The sequence below is a fragment of the Paenibacillus sp. O199 genome (assembly GCF_001636635.1).
Lineage (GTDB): Bacteria > Bacillota > Bacilli > Paenibacillales > Paenibacillaceae > Paenibacillus > Paenibacillus marchantiae.
In genome coordinates, this window is the sequence record NZ_LGRP01000001.1 from 358,322 (window position 1) to 373,948 (window position 15,627).

General features: G+C 35.1%; 24 protein-coding genes. All 24 read right to left on the bottom strand.

The window, feature by feature from the left end:
* Nucleotides 1-241: 241 nt before the first annotated feature.
* A complete protein-coding gene (locus A6049_RS01645) occupies nucleotides 242-460 on the bottom strand; it encodes a hypothetical protein (protein ID WP_063562913.1) in 219 nt (72 codons plus the stop codon).
* Nucleotides 461-499: 39 nt separating this feature from the next.
* Nucleotides 500-2,137 (bottom strand): DHH family phosphoesterase, encoded by a 1,638-nt coding sequence (locus A6049_RS01650; RefSeq protein ID WP_095205919.1) that lies wholly within the window; start codon nucleotides 2,135-2,137, stop codon nucleotides 500-502.
* A 412-nt stretch (nucleotides 2,138-2,549) separates the two neighbouring features.
* Nucleotides 2,550-3,080 (bottom strand): hypothetical protein, encoded by a 531-nt coding sequence (locus A6049_RS01655; RefSeq protein ID WP_063562915.1) that lies wholly within the window; start codon nucleotides 3,078-3,080, stop codon nucleotides 2,550-2,552.
* 755 nt (nucleotides 3,081-3,835) lie between these two features.
* Nucleotides 3,836-4,096 carry a hypothetical protein gene (locus tag A6049_RS01665; protein ID WP_063562917.1) on the bottom strand — a complete coding sequence of 87 codons (261 nt, stop codon included), beginning with the start codon at nucleotides 4,094-4,096 and terminating at the stop codon, nucleotides 3,836-3,838.
* 39 nt (nucleotides 4,097-4,135) lie between these two features.
* On the bottom strand, nucleotides 4,136-4,507 hold the full coding sequence (locus tag A6049_RS01670) for a hypothetical protein (protein WP_063562918.1): 372 nt from the start codon (nucleotides 4,505-4,507) through the stop codon (nucleotides 4,136-4,138).
* On the bottom strand, nucleotides 4,491-4,763 hold the full coding sequence (locus A6049_RS01675) for a hypothetical protein (RefSeq protein WP_063562919.1): 273 nt from the start codon (nucleotides 4,761-4,763) through the stop codon (nucleotides 4,491-4,493). Before A6049_RS01675 ends, A6049_RS01670 begins: the two co-directional genes overlap by 17 nt.
* Complete coding sequence (locus tag A6049_RS01680; RefSeq protein ID WP_063562920.1) at nucleotides 4,764-5,210, bottom strand: hypothetical protein; 447 nt, start codon at nucleotides 5,208-5,210, stop codon at nucleotides 4,764-4,766.
* Between the two features lie 79 nt (nucleotides 5,211-5,289).
* Complete coding sequence (locus A6049_RS01685; protein WP_063562921.1) at nucleotides 5,290-5,532, bottom strand: hypothetical protein; 243 nt, start codon at nucleotides 5,530-5,532, stop codon at nucleotides 5,290-5,292.
* 107 nt (nucleotides 5,533-5,639) lie between these two features.
* Nucleotides 5,640-5,795: a hypothetical protein gene (locus A6049_RS33105; RefSeq protein ID WP_161490521.1), complete on the bottom strand. Its 156-nt coding sequence runs from the start codon at nucleotides 5,793-5,795 to the stop codon at nucleotides 5,640-5,642.
* Nucleotides 5,796-5,809: 14 nt separating this feature from the next.
* Nucleotides 5,810-6,745, bottom strand: a complete 936-nt coding sequence (locus tag A6049_RS01690) for a hypothetical protein (protein WP_145921884.1) — start codon at nucleotides 6,743-6,745, stop codon at nucleotides 5,810-5,812.
* A gap of 108 nt (nucleotides 6,746-6,853) precedes the next feature.
* Nucleotides 6,854-8,341: a DnaB-like helicase C-terminal domain-containing protein gene (locus tag A6049_RS01695; RefSeq protein ID WP_063562923.1), complete on the bottom strand. Its 1,488-nt coding sequence runs from the start codon at nucleotides 8,339-8,341 to the stop codon at nucleotides 6,854-6,856.
* Nucleotides 8,342-8,398: 57 nt separating this feature from the next.
* Nucleotides 8,399-8,941 carry a hypothetical protein gene (locus tag A6049_RS01700; RefSeq protein WP_063562924.1) on the bottom strand — a complete coding sequence of 181 codons (543 nt, stop codon included), beginning with the start codon at nucleotides 8,939-8,941 and terminating at the stop codon, nucleotides 8,399-8,401.
* 67 nt (nucleotides 8,942-9,008) lie between these two features.
* The gene (locus tag A6049_RS01705; RefSeq protein WP_063562925.1) at nucleotides 9,009-9,836 is read right to left on the bottom strand and encodes an ATP-dependent DNA ligase; all 828 of its coding nucleotides are present in this window, start codon (nucleotides 9,834-9,836) and stop codon (nucleotides 9,009-9,011) included.
* A 196-nt stretch (nucleotides 9,837-10,032) separates the two neighbouring features.
* The gene (locus A6049_RS01710; RefSeq protein ID WP_095205920.1) at nucleotides 10,033-10,254 is read right to left on the bottom strand and encodes a DUF1653 domain-containing protein; all 222 of its coding nucleotides are present in this window, start codon (nucleotides 10,252-10,254) and stop codon (nucleotides 10,033-10,035) included.
* An 84-nt stretch (nucleotides 10,255-10,338) separates the two neighbouring features.
* Entirely contained in the window at nucleotides 10,339-11,175 is an 837-nt protein-coding gene (locus A6049_RS01715) for a Gabija anti-defense Gad2 family protein (RefSeq protein ID WP_063562926.1), read from the bottom strand.
* Between the two features lie 396 nt (nucleotides 11,176-11,571).
* Nucleotides 11,572-11,778, bottom strand: a complete 207-nt coding sequence (locus A6049_RS01725) for a hypothetical protein (RefSeq protein ID WP_063562928.1) — start codon at nucleotides 11,776-11,778, stop codon at nucleotides 11,572-11,574.
* Between the two features lie 43 nt (nucleotides 11,779-11,821).
* The gene (locus A6049_RS01730) at nucleotides 11,822-12,262 is read right to left on the bottom strand and encodes a hypothetical protein (RefSeq protein WP_063562929.1); all 441 of its coding nucleotides are present in this window, start codon (nucleotides 12,260-12,262) and stop codon (nucleotides 11,822-11,824) included.
* 32 nt (nucleotides 12,263-12,294) lie between these two features.
* Entirely contained in the window at nucleotides 12,295-12,576 is a 282-nt protein-coding gene (locus tag A6049_RS01735) for a hypothetical protein (RefSeq protein WP_063562930.1), read from the bottom strand.
* Nucleotides 12,577-13,056: 480 nt separating this feature from the next.
* Nucleotides 13,057-13,239, bottom strand: coding sequence for a hypothetical protein (locus tag A6049_RS01745; RefSeq protein ID WP_063562932.1), 183 nt, complete (start codon nucleotides 13,237-13,239; stop codon nucleotides 13,057-13,059).
* A gap of 34 nt (nucleotides 13,240-13,273) precedes the next feature.
* Entirely contained in the window at nucleotides 13,274-13,474 is a 201-nt protein-coding gene (locus A6049_RS01750) for a hypothetical protein (protein WP_063562933.1), read from the bottom strand.
* Nucleotides 13,475-13,511: 37 nt separating this feature from the next.
* Nucleotides 13,512-14,024, bottom strand: a complete 513-nt coding sequence (locus tag A6049_RS01755; RefSeq protein ID WP_063562934.1) for a hypothetical protein — start codon at nucleotides 14,022-14,024, stop codon at nucleotides 13,512-13,514.
* On the bottom strand, nucleotides 14,021-14,287 hold the full coding sequence (locus A6049_RS01760) for a hypothetical protein (RefSeq protein WP_063562935.1): 267 nt from the start codon (nucleotides 14,285-14,287) through the stop codon (nucleotides 14,021-14,023). Before A6049_RS01760 ends, A6049_RS01755 begins: the two co-directional genes overlap by 4 nt.
* Before the next feature lie 34 nt (nucleotides 14,288-14,321).
* Nucleotides 14,322-14,864 carry a hypothetical protein gene (locus tag A6049_RS01765; protein WP_063562936.1) on the bottom strand — a complete coding sequence of 181 codons (543 nt, stop codon included), beginning with the start codon at nucleotides 14,862-14,864 and terminating at the stop codon, nucleotides 14,322-14,324.
* Nucleotides 14,865-14,921: 57 nt separating this feature from the next.
* Nucleotides 14,922-15,602, bottom strand: coding sequence for a hypothetical protein (locus tag A6049_RS01770; protein WP_063562937.1), 681 nt, complete (start codon nucleotides 15,600-15,602; stop codon nucleotides 14,922-14,924).
* Nucleotides 15,603-15,627: the final 25 nt, after the last annotated feature.

A 15,627-nucleotide genomic window follows, 5' to 3' on the forward strand; every position in this document is an offset into this window, starting at 1 on the left:
TTGCGATATTTCTTGCCTTTATATTTGAATCGAGCGATGAATGTACGAACTAGAATCAATCCTTCATTTACTCTTTCAATTACAATTACACCCTTTTCAGTCATCCATCTTAACTTGCCTTGAACGTTTGGAATGGAGGATATCATCTTAATGAGATATCCCACTCCAACGTTACTTTGCTCACATCTTACTCGTGCATGATCACTGACCTTGATTCTTACTTTTTGTTTCTTCATATGTATTACCGTTTGTTGGATTTGCGTTGAGTACGTTGCTTCTTAAATTTAGTCATCACAGATCCTTCCTTCCGACCATTTTCTGCTGGTTTAACGTACTGGAACGTGAAACCCATTTTAGCTGCTTGCTGTTTCGCTGCATTGACTGCACCAAGATAGTCTGTTGGCAGGTTGTCGATTACCACGTTTTGATTATTGTTAGTTGCGATTCCGTAAAATTTCATATGTATATATCCCCATTCGCTTATGTATTATTTTATTGTTTATTTGATTTCTCTATATTCTTCGATGAATAACTGACAAGTTTTAATGACTTTATATTTAGGTCTATATTGTGTCCAATAGTTCATATTTAAGGACCCTACTGCTTCCACATATGAGAATACTGGTACTCTGTCATAATATTCAGTATCTGTTTTAAATTTCATCAATTCAAGATTGTCACAAAACACTTTAACCGTATTTTTGTTCTTACCCATTGGCTTTTTGTTATTGATAAATAGATCCGTAATTCTAAAGTTACCCTGTTCAAAATCTTTGCCTGTAACCTTATAGAATTCTTGTATTTGTGATATCAATCTCTCATCTACTTCCGATCTAGCGAACTCTAAATCATAAAATAATGAATCATCAAAAAGATAATCTGATAATTTCTCATTTAGTTCATTTCTTAAAAGGATTAACTCGTCTTTCCTTACAGAAGTTCCTCCTGCTCCGTCATGCCCTGCTCCATATTTTGCATATAAGCATTCATTAAGCAAATCCATCATCGAGAACTCGTTATCGTTCCATCTGTAACTTCCAGAATAGTATTCTGAGTCATCTGCATTGCCCAATATGATTGTTGGTCTGTTATTGTTCTGAGATATATCTTGAGCCACCAATCCGTTATATCCCTTCCCAATATTAGGATCGTAGAGGACTATGCAGTTATCTGAATGATTAATCTGAGGTTTAAGTCTCTCTACAGCAAGAGCCTGTATTTCCTTTCGTCTATCGTTTTCTTTAACCAATTGCTTAACCAGTTCTTTGGTTTCGTCAACGTCTTCAGAAAGCATGAATCTTAATGCTAGATCCATCTTATCCGCTCTAGTAGCTGCTGTAATACATGGAGCAACACCATAAGAAAAATCTGTGCCACTTAGTTTTTCGATGTCTTTCCCCAATTCTTTAAACAACAATTGTAAGCCACCATGTTTGACATTTTCTAAAGCATATTTGTAATAAAATCTGTTCTCCATTTCTTTCATTGACATCATATCTGCCGCTACTGCAAATCCAGCAAGGTCAATGTGCTGATATGAATACTTAGTATTCATGTAGTCGTCCAATACAGAACATACTTTCCAAACAAGTAATCCACCAGATACATTCTTATTTGGGTAATTGCACCCGTCTTGACGAGGATTAACCAGAATACAATATGGATTTTGTACATTTACCGTGTGATGGTCAATTACAAGACAATCGATGCCCCTCTCGACCAATACTTTTAACGCTTCAATATCGTTACTGCTGCTATCTACTGCTATGTATAAATCTGTATCGTCTTCAATCTGGTCAATAATAAACTCAGAACCATGCCCGATTGATCGCTCCACATGTTTAATGAAGACATTTTCAGTGAAGTTTACTAACCACTTGTATAAGATAACTGCCGATGAAATCCCGTCGTAATCGACATCAGCATAAATGATGATTTTATGATTATTCTTGATAGCTATAAGAATTCTATTTACCAGAGGTTCTATATTTTTTAATAAGTATGGATCGTGAGTGTGGCTTATTGTTGGATTAAGAAATTCTTTTAGATTCTCAATACCGTTAATCTTTGCAAGTTTTTCATGCAGCGTATCAAATGGTTCAAACGGAATTTTAGGTTGTTTTTGTTTCCACGCTATGGCAAAATCACTCCTTTAAACGGATTATTGTATTACTATTTTGAATTTTTCAGGTAATGTAATATTGTCATTGTTGTTGATTAGTTCATTTGTCAGCCACTTGTCTACCAATCCTGTTTGTTTGTTGATGATTTTGATATTTGCTTTTCTCAAATCAATCACTCTCCATTTCAGGTTAATTGGATAATGCGATGACATAACTCATTAAATCTCTGTAAAAGAGCAGTTTCATTTAGAATCAATCTACTAGCTTGTGTAGCCATCTTTTATCAATTGGCTGATGACCCTCTTTAAATTTTTCAATAACCTTTCTCTTACTGCATACTTTACATTCCAGATACATCCGCTTGCCTGTATCTTTTTTCTTAATCCATCTATGGATTAAATGCAATCGTATCCCCCCTTAAATTGATCAAGCCACTTCTTTTTTCTTAATCTCTTCAAGATACTTCTCTGTATACTCTATCTCTGTGATCTCCTCAACAAGGCTTTCTCCACTATTTGTCCGCTTAGAACGTTCATCGATATCAAAATCAGCCTTATAATACAGATCGAATTCGCTTGTTCTAAAAGTCTTAAGCGTCTCTCCTTGATATCTCATTACGCCATAGATAAAGTTAATGGTTCCCAAGTTCTCATAATCAGCAAGACCGCATTCTTCAATAATTTGCTTGTATTTTTCGCCAATCTCTTTTGCTTTCTTAGAATTGCCTTTCAAACTTCCATCCTTTTTGAATGCTTTCTGGTTCTCTTCTTTAGTAAGTTCTGTCGGATCAATCGTCAAAAATTTCGGATGTTGTGCCATTTTTGTAATTTTCTCACCCAATGCTTCACTCAACTTCCCATACACTTGTTTCCATTGATTATTGAGCTCAAAGTGTTTCTTAACTGCTTGATCATACTTAGTCCCTCGTTTAATTTTGTAATATTTCATCTCGCTCATATGTATTTCTCCTTTTATTATATTTAGACAACACTTTCTTTATTTAATTGCCAATTAACACTCCAGTCATAAAACAGATTACACTAAAGATTACTGTGATCAGATACCATTTGATCTGCACCGAGAAGTATCCAATGTGAATCTGAACCCAAGGGCTCCAAGGATATGTGCAAGTTCCCACCATCCAATTAGTGACACCATAATTCTTATTGTGTGTAATATTTTGTTTATCATATTTTTTCACATTGCTTGCGTAGTGAAATCGAATTGGTTTATTCCAAGGCTTCATCTATTCTTCACCTCTCTGTCTATAAAATATTTTATATTAAACGCAAAAGTGTCTTAACTTTTCAAATATTTTCCTCTATAATGATCATACCCACGCAAACTTTCTGTTGGATTAAATTTGCAACATCATTTCTGAGGCAGTAAAGACGCGATGAATGTAATAAAACTGTTATACCAAAGGATGGGCTGCCCTTAAATGTAACTTACATTTATGGGAGTGGTTCAGTATGTTTTTAGATACATTGAAAATTTTAATTGCAACTTTCTTAGTTCTTGTCTTGTTCAGAGTCATTTTCAGGATGCTTGATATTAAGTATCCGAAGGCTATTGATTACTTCTTATTCGTAGCCGCTGCTATAGGCGTATATATTGTCATCCATGTAAATATGTTACTGTTATAAATTTGCTAGTGAGCGAGGGGCGTGGGCTACCCTTGCTTTTTTTATGAAACTCTTCTTTTACTTGAACTACAGAGTCATTACCTTCACTTCTATTTCAACTTCCTCGCCAGAATGACCAAAAATATCATTTGGATAAACCCTGCATTTATTTGGATCACTTGAAACAAACATCAGTTCATCGTCTTGTCCTACGTATTCTCCTGATTGATAATCCATCCAGTCCTCTGGTTCTCTTCCAGTAATCAACGTAAAAGTTTCCCTATCAACATCGAAGCAAAAAGACTCTCCATCACCAGAATTGACTGCTTTGAATTTAATTGTTTTCAATTGACGCCCCCCCAACTTTTGTTTAAAATTCAAATATCATTAAGAATTAAACTTCTGTTTCAATCTCTCATACTCTTCTCTTTCTCTCTTTTCTTGCTTATATTGCCATTCAGCTCTCTTTCTATCTTCCTCTTCTTTTTTCTGTTTATTGTATTCTTCAATATCAAACCCTGCATATTCAGAAAGGCTATTCCGAATATATCGATTATCTTCTTTTTTAATGTATTCTAGCGCTTTATGTTCCGAGTAGACTCGAATATTTCCTTCTTCTCCATACTCGTCAATCTCTCTATCCATTACAATTACTTCGTTACTGGTGGTGGCAATTGTGATGGCTTTAGCAAACTGTGCTGCGTGTACAAATGAAACTGTTTTACCAATCAAGTCTTCATAGTTAGTTAAAATTTTCAATTCTCATTCCCCTTTGGCCATATTTTACAATGTTAAACTCTTTCTTCACTTTCTCTGTCATGGTTTCTCGCTTACTATTGCTAAGTTCATACCAATCACCTTTATATGACAATCTGGCCTCGTCATAAGCTTCCTTGGTGACTACCCCATTAGCAGCTCCTTTAGATGTGTAAACAAGTTTTCTTCCTCGTGCTTCATAAGGCTGATCATTTCGATAAATCACATATACCGTTTCATCTTTAATTTGAAGCGACATCTACTCGTCCTCTGACTGTGAGTTACAAAACTGCTTTACAATATCTTTTAGTGTTTCATTCATCTCAGCACGTTTTAATAGCTCAATATCCTGAATATCATTTGCTAAACCACAATAAATTTCCCAATTCTGATATAGATCCACTTCAATAGCTTTTCTCTTCTCATCTTTAGTTGAAGAAAATGTCCCTGAACATTCATACAGATTCTCCAGTACTTTTAAAACGTCTTCTTGGCTCATTCCATATGATTCTTCTATTTCAAAGCATTCATATTGGATATGCGCACAGATTACTTCGAACGTCTCTTGATCATACGGAGCCTTCACCCAAACACGACTTTGTTTTTCATCATATGTATGAGTCAAATAATAAAGTTTTAACTTATCATCCTTTAACTTAAGCTTACCCATAACCATCTCGACTACTTGCTTTGCTGTCATTGTCATTGTTCAATCTCCTATTCTTTATGAAATCCAACATTCATCAGATTACTTCTCTCAACCCGATGAATGTTGTCTAGTACAGTCACTTGTAAAATTCCTTTTTGCAGCAGAGCCAGAATGAAAAGTTCTCGTTTCCGTTGTCGTCTAATATGTATATTTCTTCTTCTACTGCGGCACAATCATCATATTTCATGATGTATAGCTTGTACATTCCCCCGATTGTAACTGGTACGTTTCTCAGACATGCGAGTATCTTGACATGGGTGGCTTCCTCCTCATTTTGTGTGGGCGTAAGATCAGATACGTCCATCCTCTGCTCATACATTCGACCATCCCTTTCAGTCTTATATTGTTATTATACTATCGTTATTATTTATGTCAATATGTATTTTTATTCTTCAATTGTTTTAATGAAAACTATATTTTATCTGCTTACTGCTCCATCAAAACATCCATCATTTTATCAATAACATCATCGCTTAGACCATTAACTTCTTTCCAATCATCAAATAACACTTTCAATGGAGGACAACTCAGATCCCACCATGATAAATAACTCAATTCTTCAAGTTGCTTTACAGTAAACATTAAACATCTCCTAATTACACTCTTATTTTGTATTTGTCTTCTTGCACCATCTTCATGAAAAATTCACTTCCATGGTCTATAGGGGCATCTTTCTCCCCCATTACGCCAGTATTTTTTATAGCAAATAAGCAGTATACATTGTCTCGCAATACAAACTTTCTAGCTTCGTCTTTGATCTCATCACTGGTTACATTGTTATCAAATGCCAATACAATCTCTACGCCCAAACGCTCCAACTTTAGCACTTGAGTTTCACTTAGTTCATGCCCACCTATGCTGACACTATTTTTAATTCCATAGCTCCATGCCTTCTGGACACTTTTTTCAGCCTCAAATACATAGACACATCCAGTAGACTTAATGTGCTCATATGTCTTGTCAAGTCCGTATAAGATTAGGCTTTTAGGAGTAGGCACAGGATACCAATACTTTGAGATTTTTAGTTTCTCGTAATCAAGAGTTGTCCTTCCCTTCACTCCAACTAGAGAGCCAAGATCATCCCTAACAGGTATGGTTATGCAGTTGTCATTGAGAGAGTAACCTACTTCAAATAGTTTTTGTGCTTCGCACGATATCCCCTCCTCTAAGAACTTCCAATTTGGCATTGATATGTACATATTTAAAACTGATTCATCAATCTTACGAAGTGGGACTTCATCTTTAACTTCCGTTTTGGGTTCAATTGAATCAAGAAAGGAGAGAATAGGATCTACCTCTTCTTTTACGTTCTTATAGTCCGAATAATAACTGTATCCACACACATCACAAATATAGTACATTGCTTTTGAAAAAGATATGTCTTTATATTGCTGTACCAGAGTTATTATATCTGCTGGCTTTGGTAAGGGGCTACTATAACAATTCACCAACAAATTGTCTCTAAACACTTGCAGGCTTGTTGGATTGCTGCCTCCCGGCCTAGTTGAACGTATTTCAATATTGTCTGACATTCTATCGTTGATATGACACCCTAGAGAGATTAAAATATCAGCAACTTTATTGTCTCGTATTATGTTGTCCTTTAAAGTTTGAGCATCAATTTTATATCACCTCTCGGATTAATCCTTATTCAAAGCCTTACGTAAATTTGCAACCTCTTTTTCAGTCTTAAGCTTTTTGTTCTCTTTCTTGAGTTGCTTAAGTTCTTTCTCTCCTTGCGATGGAACCAAGTACCCTTTTTCAATCCACAAGTTCTTCCCTTTATCTACTTCAAAACAAAGGATATCCTTGTCTTTACCGCCACGGTTCTTATCAATTACTACCATATAATAGTTGATATGCATTTCTAATTGTGTTGTGGACTCTCCGATAAACGGGTCATTCGGGTTATATATCACGAATTTATCATACTGATCTCGTGAAATTGGCTTTGCCATCATTAATGAGTCTGCGACGTGTTTGATGTGCTTGCCGTTTGCAATAGCTTGGCTGGTGAGCATATCATTGAACAAACTGTCATCTGTCAATTGAAAAGTCGACCAAACAGGAATATCCTCAGTACTTGCAACCTCTTTTAACATATCGGCAGTTCTCACGAAAGTCATCCAGTCGTGATCCGGTGCTTTCATCGTGTCATAAATAATCAACTGACAGTTTCTCAGTTTATGGCGTTTGATTTGTCTTTTCAGAGTGTTTTCGTCATACTTGTTCAACTCCAAAAAGTATATCTTACTGTTTGCTTTTATGTATTGTGCTGCTTCTTTAACAATCTCTTTTTCGTCTTTATTTAGGGTTCCTGTGACTATTTTTGTCTCATCGATTCCATCAATCCCTTTTCTCTTCATCTGGATATCAAACCCAAACTCGGGATTATTGAGAACGCAACTGATTTGCATTCCTAACCATTCAGCTTCATCTTGTTCATTTACAAGAACCAACACAGGGATCTGTAATTTTATGCCCAAATGGCATGCTATTTTACTTGTTGTGCGACTCTTTCCGCATCCACTATGCATTCCAAAAAGATTGAACTTCTTACCACGAAGTCCTCGCAAAAGTCCATTGATAATAGCAAAAGGAATTGGGACTCCAACATCTGGTGTTAATTCCCACTCTTCAATCTTATCTGGCATGTTGTGTCCCAAGATAATACTATCTTCAACACCACCGATCACTGTACCAATGGTATTAATCTGATATTCCATTCCCTTAATAATGTCTTCTGTGCATATCTTGTCAAAATCTTTTCTGCCCATTAACTTCTGAACTGGGAATCCTTTTCTTTCAAATTCTCGTAACAATGAGTACTTCTTCAGTTTTTCATAATAAGTAGGGAAGTCATCCAAATCAACCAACTTCATGATCCTATCTATATACTTATACCCTTTGAGGTACTCATACTTTGCCTTCCTGTCCGTATCTGAATTCATGTAGATGTTTATTTTCACTTCATTGATTTCTGTTCCAGCATGCTGACTATATAAATCCACAAGGGAATCATACAGAAATTTGTTTGATGCTTGATTGAAATCATAATTAGACTTAATGAGCTCACTATAATCTAGAAATAAATCGGGATTTAGGTACATGCTGCCCACTATAAGCATCTCAGTTCCTAAATCCTCAATTTTGGAAACTTCTTCTGAGATAATCCCACCACCTTATTAGTCAAACAATGTTGTTAAATCTAATTTTTCTTCGCTTTCTTTAATCCTTTTGTTTTGTGCGTTACTGATGATTTTATTTACTTCTTTCATTGAATCCACATGATTCATCAATATTGCCGTTTCGGCTTTCTGCTTAGAAGACTTACTCCCATCCCTAAGGCAATTCTCAATGTTATTTCTTACAATGGCAAAACAATATTTTAGCTCACTCATCAAGTTCTTAAACTCTTTATTCCCCTTTGCCCATTCAATTTTCTCAGCGCAGTATTCGTATGTATTCTCAATTGTTTTATAGGTGATTCCCTCTTTATAGCGTCTACTCACCCTACCAAACAATACTGAATCATTCCTGAGTTCTTGAATGTATGGATAAAATGTATTGGGGATGGTATTTACGCTATTAAGTTTATGTATTTTGACTATAGCCTCAGCTAAACAGTCCAATTCTTTTCTTTCTTTGGCTTTGAAATCTTTGTCTTTCAAATACTTACCATGACAATACTCAACATGATAGTATCGTTTATCTTCTTCATACTTCATGTCTTCCTTCTGTCCATATTGTGTACAGATTGGACACTTAACTGGTCTAGCCAGTTTAATCACCTCCTTAGAATACAAAGCTTTCGAATTCAGGCAATCTCAACAAATTGTTTTTGGTATATCCTCTATGCTTAACTACACACTTGATGACAGGATCAATATAGACTGTATCCTCAGTTTCGCTTTTCTTGAGTTGTTGGAATACTTTGTATCCAGCTTTGCGTTCGTTTGCTCCTACAGCTAAAGTCATAACACCGACTATTTGTTTTCCGTCTGACAGAAGCCAGCCAAATTCATTTGTCTTGTATCCAGCAATGTAGTATTCGCCTATTTCATAGGCAATTACCTTTAACCACTTATCAGAACGTTTATCGATCTCATACTTTGAGCGAATATCTTTTAAAACTACCCCTTCAAGCTTTTGCTCCTTAGCGACGTTAAAGTATTCAATTCCATTTCCTTTTATAAAAATGGATTTTGCATAGAATTCATTGTCTATGAATGCACTAGACAGTATTTCTTTGCGCTGTAAAAGAGGTTTGGAAGTCACACTTTTACCTTCAAAGTTAATGATGTCGAACGCACAGAAAGCAACTTTATGTTTGCTCCTCTTTGACATGAACCGTTCCATAACAGATTCAAAATTTGGTTTACCATCTGAGTCAGTTACGATTAGTTCTCCATCAAGCGTTGTCCCTTTTCTTATTGGTATATTTTCAACCAACTCAGGAAACTTAGAAGTGACATCGTTATTGTGTCTTGTATAGATTTTTACTTTATCTCTGTAGTCAATGATTAGACGTATACCATCGAGTTTAAGCTCTGTTATATGCAAATCACTATTAAAAGGCTTATTATTTGGTGCTTTGTATAGCAACATTGGAGAAGTAAACATATTATCACCCATTTAAGTATATCAAACAGGTGTTTGTATTTTCAGCGGTAATATATGTATCGTTTTAGATATAAATTTACTCACTTTTCTCATTGGCGTTCTTATCTTCACTGTCTTTCTCTTTGCTATTGTAATACTTCAGAATATCATCTACTGTTACGAAATCCACTTCCACTTGCTATCAATCCAATCCTGTTTATTCGCTGTCTTCCCATTCATTAATTTCTACAAATCGCTTTGTTCCATCATCTGTAAATCCAAAGAATATATCTACTGGTCTCGCCCACACTTGATTGTTATCTCCCATGTAAACGGCCAATCCTTCTTGCTGTTCAGTGTGTGTGGCAAAGCATACGAACTGATATGTTCCACCTTTGTAATGTTTGAACTTCTGACCTTTAGCAACATCGTAAATCACTCACAATCACCTCCCTTATACTCTACGATACTCTCGATACCTCTCATTTCCTAATCCACTATTCTGATGAAACTGTACTTTTACCTACTCCTCATTGTCAGATGATGCTGCTCCTTCTCCATCAAATACCTGATCAATTACTTCAGATATCCATTCAGTACTAATAACAAAATCAGGCTTAACTGAGTGAATTTTGATTTGCTCAATAATATCTCTGAATAGAGTCAGATCCACTCCAGTAAGTTGTTCCTCTAAGACATTTGCATCGTCTAGATTTAACTCGCCACATTGTAAGATCATCTTCAGGTATTGTCCTGCGTTGATACTCCAGCCTCTTTGTATGTATTTTCTCGATCTAATTACAGACGCTAAAGGATATTTTGAGCCAACATATTTCAATTCTTTTGTAACTATTGACTCAAGTGCTTTTTGTGGTAAGACCAATTCGTTATTATGTGGGATGAAGTAACAAGTACAATGAACGTAGTCATAATTCTTATGTATCTCTTCAGGGTTTCCATAAAATCTATTTACCAATTGAACATCATCCGAAAGAGTGATTGCATTAGACGATACGAAAACTGGTAGATATCCTTCTTTGTATTTTGCTCCTGCTACTCCTGCGCTTGGGACAATAACTCTGATTCTATTTTCTTTCTCTTCCACCTTAACATCGTAATGATTATTGGTTCTCTTATTAAATTTTTTTACGTAGTATTCTGCTACCTTCTTGCATGATTCCTTATCCATGAAATAGTAATCATAATCATTTGGTTCTTCATTAAGCAGTAGTGATACAATAGCTCCTCCGGTAATAAAAGACTTTTCGTTAACAATCTTTACAATTGATTCATCATCGATAGAACCAATAAACTCTCTGTGGGCATCTTGTAGCTTTCGTTTAATTGTTTTTAAGTTCATATATGTATTTAATTCCTCCTTTAGATTCATCTTATCATACATTTTATTATTTGTACATATTTTTATTCTTAAATACTTCTAATCAAATCAACCTTTTATCGAGTCCTTATATTTGCTGATGTTATTCTTTACCTGCTCTAGCGAAATGATCCCGCTTGAGAGAAGAGCACGCCTTTCTACGTATGTCTGGAATGAGCGCAAATGTTGCGTTTCACTTACCTCCATATCATGTAGCAAGTCTATCTCAGCAAGAGTTAACCCTTTATCCAACCAAAATTTTTTATCCTCGTCAATAATCTTTTGAAGAACTAGTTTTTGCTCAATCACTTCTTCAGGTGTTGGGTTAAATGTCTTTCTAAAATCACAAAAAATACTCTCACCCCATTATATTGTAAATTATGTTCTTCTCATGGATTGTATTTGATGTTGAATTTTCAAAGCAATCTTTTCGATCTCTACTGCCTGTTCTTCCATGAGTTTCAGTCTATTTGATACACGATTACCAGATCGATTTCTATGTATGGCATAATGATCCAATTTCTCTTTGTGATCGTGTAAATCATCCATTAGCGCATAAAGTTCTTTGGTTTTCTTATTAGCCATCTAGCCACCACCCTTCGACTTACTTAATACGTCTATATTATTATCAGTCTTTCTTCTTTGAGTTTCTAATCAATTCAATATCAAGAGAGCCAAAGGGAAACGAATCAATTTCATATTTTTTTGGTAACAGATCTTTAGGAGACCAATTTGAATAAACATTTCTCATATGCTCGCCAAACATTGAATACATTTTCCAGCCGAACCGTTCCATTTTAGGCATTGATCCATAGTCGATTTTAACTATTGCAGGGAAAACATCTACATCTAACTCATCTTTAATTCTTTTGGCTAATTTGTATGAACTTTTAGTAATTAAAGCCTTATTACCTCTGCTCATATTTTGATTAACCAGAAGTTCCATGACTGGCTTCCACTTGTTGTTGTCATACTCTTTTCTAATTTCTTCCCATAGTTCATCATCTTCATCACTATGCCAATCCCAAGAATCCGCTTTAAGCTTCTTGAATAAATGGTAATGCTGCATATTATCTCCTCATCTCTCGAATAATCATTAATTTATCTTCTGTCTATTAAAGAAATTGTATGGCCTATTTTCTCCAATTCATCTTTCATATGTATCGTGAACTTCTCTGCAATCGCTCCAGACATACCATATGAACCACTCAACCATATAACATACTCATCCTTGATTGCTACATCTACCGCTGTCGACCATCCCCAAGGTTGCTTGCTGTTACCCAGAACAAATGACATTTCTTGAGGTAGATTGCTCACTAGCTTATCAACTTCTTCTTCTGTTATCTTTCTATCTGAAATCAAATCAATGCTCCAACCCATGTTCGCCTAATCTCCTTCCTGTGAAAGTAAACTTCCATTTGAACAGTCTTTTTTGTTCTTTTCTGCTGTACTGTGTGTAGTGCAAATTATCAGGTTTGATTTTGTCATAGAAATGTTCATCAGCAATCAAATTATTGTGTATAGTTCTGATCGTGTTTAGGACATATTTAGGAACTGGAACCTGATCATACCCTTCAACATACTGTTTGAAAGGAGTATTAATCAATATGGTTAAATCCCCGTCTAAATAAAATTGGAGGACTGTTTCTCCATCGCACCGTTCTAGTTCGCCCTCAAATATTTTATTCCCAAAAGGAGTTGACCGCTCATATGTACTCAGTGCTGTGTATATCATCCAGAAGTTTGACTCAAATGAGTATCGTTTCGCTATGTTGCTTGACCATATATCAGGTGGGTTGCTCTTACCTCGGTATACAAATTCCTTTTTATTTAAGTAATTTTTCTGCATAAACTACCCTTTCATTCTCTTAACTTATCAAACAAAGAATCGATCTTCTCAACCATAGAATAATGCGCTTCTTCGTCTTCTTCACCGTTTTCTTTAAACATCAGCACTCCACCAGACTCCATCTTATCTTTAAAAATGAAATACACTATTTCTGCTGCTTCTTTATCATTTTTGTTTAAGTAAATTTGTGCCACCTTATTCCCCTCGTTTCTATGTGAAAGAAAGATTTTATATAAAATTAAAATCACCCTTCTTGAATGTGAAACCACCATATGAACTACTAAGTTGTTTGGTTGCAACATCATCAAACTCTACCAAGTATAAATCTTCAGAATTGCTTGTTCGGATCGGGTTTCCTTTTATTGCCCCTGATTTACCAATTGCTTCTTTCCAAACCGTAGAATCGTTAATTATAACTCTTTTGTTCATACTATTTCACCCTTTTCTCCATAAAAGGAAAATTTGATTAAGAATTCATTAGCCACTCGAATTGCGGACTTAAATATTCTCTATAATTAAACCTATCGAAAAACATCAATTGCTCATGAGGAAGAAGTTCATTGCTAACCATATGCTTTATTAGATATGTCTTATATCGAGCTTTAAATTCATCAAATTCTAATCCTGACCAAATTGCAGCAGTCTTCAAGAACCTGTTGATACTCTTTTTATCATCATATGGAAAGTTAACATATACCACGCGAGTTCTGTCTTTTCGAATATAATAACAACCAAGATATGGATCAAACTGCTTAAATAGTTTACTGCTTTGAGTCTGTTTTCTCATAAAATTATATGTACCTAGATTGTAAAGGTTGGGCAATTCGAAATCGAATACCTCTGAGCCAATTCTCTGTAATGCTCTTGAGATTGGCATTAGGTTTGTTCCATAGTCATTCGCTTTAAGTGCCAGCTCTTCTCCAAATGCACAGTTAGATAATAAAAACAGCGCATAGGAACATTCTTGTATATTTTTCATTGGTTGTCCTCTTTATAATTCTTGGGTTTAACATTCGCAAAATATAAAATCAAAATTAAATAAAATCCTAAATATGAGTAAGCAAGTCCAGCCCCTTCATTCCATGGACTCCATTCATAGATAACAAAGAGTGGACACAAAAATAGCGGAAACATTAGTCCAACCACAATAGCTCTAATAATATTGCTATCTTTGTTTAAACGTAGCATTCTATCTAGCGCCATTGCTGATACTATAAATAACAATATTAAGAACCAAGTCATACTTATTCACCTCACTTTCCGTAAAATGTACGTTTCACAGATAGTTCATTCTAAGTTGCACTTCTTTTAAGCTCACATAGTACATTTCAAGTCCTTTTAATCCTGCTTCTTGAAGATATCCCGATTCCTTATAAATTTCACGCTTATTTATCTCATCTGTTAAATACATGATCAAACTCTCAAGCCAAACTGTAGTCTTTTCGCGCCCCATATTCTTTAGAACATACTGATCTGCCTCTAATTCATATGGGCTTACAATTCCTTCTGTGACTTTCTCTAGTCTCCCTTTTAGTCCTAATGGGTGTTTATTTTTCACATGTCCAAGTTCATGATACAGCGCGCACCAATCCAACATTGTATTATTTACAGAAATGATAAACACCAATCCCTTGTTAGCAAAATCTGGTCTGTCCTTAGAAGTCCATCCTTGCGCCTCAAAATTAGTATAAAAAGAATGCTCCCATTTTTTATATGTAATGATAGGGGTATCTTCAAACATAAAAAAATTGAAAGTCTCTTCGTTTCCATCCTTGGTGACTATCGAAAATTTTTGATCGAACACCATTTCTCTTTCCATGGTCAGATCTCCCTAAGTAAAATATTTGATTTATCAAAAATGAAAATTACACTGGTATCAGAGAAAAGAATCCATGTTAAATAACTTAGGCTTCTTTATTTTTGTCCCTTCCGAAAGCATCTTCAGATATTTATATATTCGATTACCATTTGATAGTACTTTGAATACTATCCTCTGATGGTTTGTTGCCATCGATTTAATGTGAATGTCCGCTGGAATAAAAATCCCTGGAAGTTGCATCTCAGTATCTTTAAACATGCTAAATCTGGATGCAACTCTGTGATTTCCATCAATCATTATAGATAAATCCGATGCTGCATAATCAATAACATATATTGGCTTTGTATTTTGGAGAGCATGATTGAATCTGTGATTTTCTAAACCTCCATAATCCACATATGATATCACTTCACCAATCTTGTATTTCTTCCTTATCACTGTACCGCCATTATTTTTAATTAGCTTTTCTAACAATGGAATACTCCATCCAAAATCATATGTTTCTCCATTGGGCAAAACATGCTCTCTAACATACAATTCTCCTTCATTCATAGGAATGATTATCTCCTCCTTGAATTCGAGCAATGACATTAGTATTCTCTTCAGCTTGTCACAGTGTTCAATATAGTTTGGATGTTCACTCATATTCAGATCAGGATTAATTTTTATTGCTTCAATCAAGTCTGTCATTGAATGAATGGCTTTAGCCTTTTTTTGCGGATTTAAATCACTTATCATCTTGGTTTCCTCCATCATTTGAGTG

What these genes read in the sequence shown, in the direction of transcription:
- A6049_RS01760 (WP_063562935.1), bottom strand. Translation starts at nt 14,287, where the DNA reads ATGACTTGGTTCTTAATATTGTTATTTATAGTATCAGCAATGGCGCTA.
- A6049_RS01695 (WP_063562923.1), bottom strand. Translation starts at nt 8,341, where the DNA reads ATGCTTATAGTGGGCAGCATGTACCTAAATCCCGATTTATTTCTAGAT.
- A6049_RS01755 (WP_063562934.1), bottom strand. Translation starts at nt 14,024, where the DNA reads ATGAAAAATATACAAGAATGTTCCTATGCGCTGTTTTTATTATCTAAC.
- A6049_RS01685 (WP_063562921.1), bottom strand. Translation starts at nt 5,532, where the DNA reads ATGTATGAGCAGAGGATGGACGTATCTGATCTTACGCCCACACAAAAT.
- A6049_RS01715 (WP_063562926.1), bottom strand. Translation starts at nt 11,175, where the DNA reads ATGAACTTAAAAACAATTAAACGAAAGCTACAAGATGCCCACAGAGAG.
- A6049_RS01725 (WP_063562928.1), bottom strand. Translation starts at nt 11,778, where the DNA reads ATGGCTAATAAGAAAACCAAAGAACTTTATGCGCTAATGGATGATTTA.
- A6049_RS01770 (WP_063562937.1), bottom strand. Translation starts at nt 15,602, where the DNA reads ATGATAAGTGATTTAAATCCGCAAAAAAAGGCTAAAGCCATTCATTCA.
- A6049_RS01680 (WP_063562920.1), bottom strand. Translation starts at nt 5,210, where the DNA reads ATGACAATGACAGCAAAGCAAGTAGTCGAGATGGTTATGGGTAAGCTT.
- A6049_RS01690 (WP_145921884.1), bottom strand. Translation starts at nt 6,745, where the DNA reads ATGTCAGACAATATTGAAATACGTTCAACTAGGCCGGGAGGCAGCAAT.
- A6049_RS01735 (WP_063562930.1), bottom strand. Translation starts at nt 12,576, where the DNA reads ATGGGTTGGAGCATTGATTTGATTTCAGATAGAAAGATAACAGAAGAA.
- A6049_RS01730 (WP_063562929.1), bottom strand. Translation starts at nt 12,262, where the DNA reads ATGCAGCATTACCATTTATTCAAGAAGCTTAAAGCGGATTCTTGGGAT.
- A6049_RS01765 (WP_063562936.1), bottom strand. Translation starts at nt 14,864, where the DNA reads ATGGAAAGAGAAATGGTGTTCGATCAAAAATTTTCGATAGTCACCAAG.
- A6049_RS01645 (WP_063562913.1), bottom strand. Translation starts at nt 460, where the DNA reads ATGAAATTTTACGGAATCGCAACTAACAATAATCAAAACGTGGTAATC.
- A6049_RS33105 (WP_161490521.1), bottom strand. Translation starts at nt 5,795, where the DNA reads ATGTTTACTGTAAAGCAACTTGAAGAATTGAGTTATTTATCATGGTGG.
- A6049_RS01750 (WP_063562933.1), bottom strand. Translation starts at nt 13,474, where the DNA reads ATGAACAAAAGAGTTATAATTAACGATTCTACGGTTTGGAAAGAAGCA.
- A6049_RS01655 (WP_063562915.1), bottom strand. Translation starts at nt 3,080, where the DNA reads ATGAGCGAGATGAAATATTACAAAATTAAACGAGGGACTAAGTATGAT.
- A6049_RS01700 (WP_063562924.1), bottom strand. Translation starts at nt 8,941, where the DNA reads ATGAAGTATGAAGAAGATAAACGATACTATCATGTTGAGTATTGTCAT.
- A6049_RS01675 (WP_063562919.1), bottom strand. Translation starts at nt 4,763, where the DNA reads ATGTCGCTTCAAATTAAAGATGAAACGGTATATGTGATTTATCGAAAT.
- A6049_RS01705 (WP_063562925.1), bottom strand. Translation starts at nt 9,836, where the DNA reads ATGTTTACTTCTCCAATGTTGCTATACAAAGCACCAAATAATAAGCCT.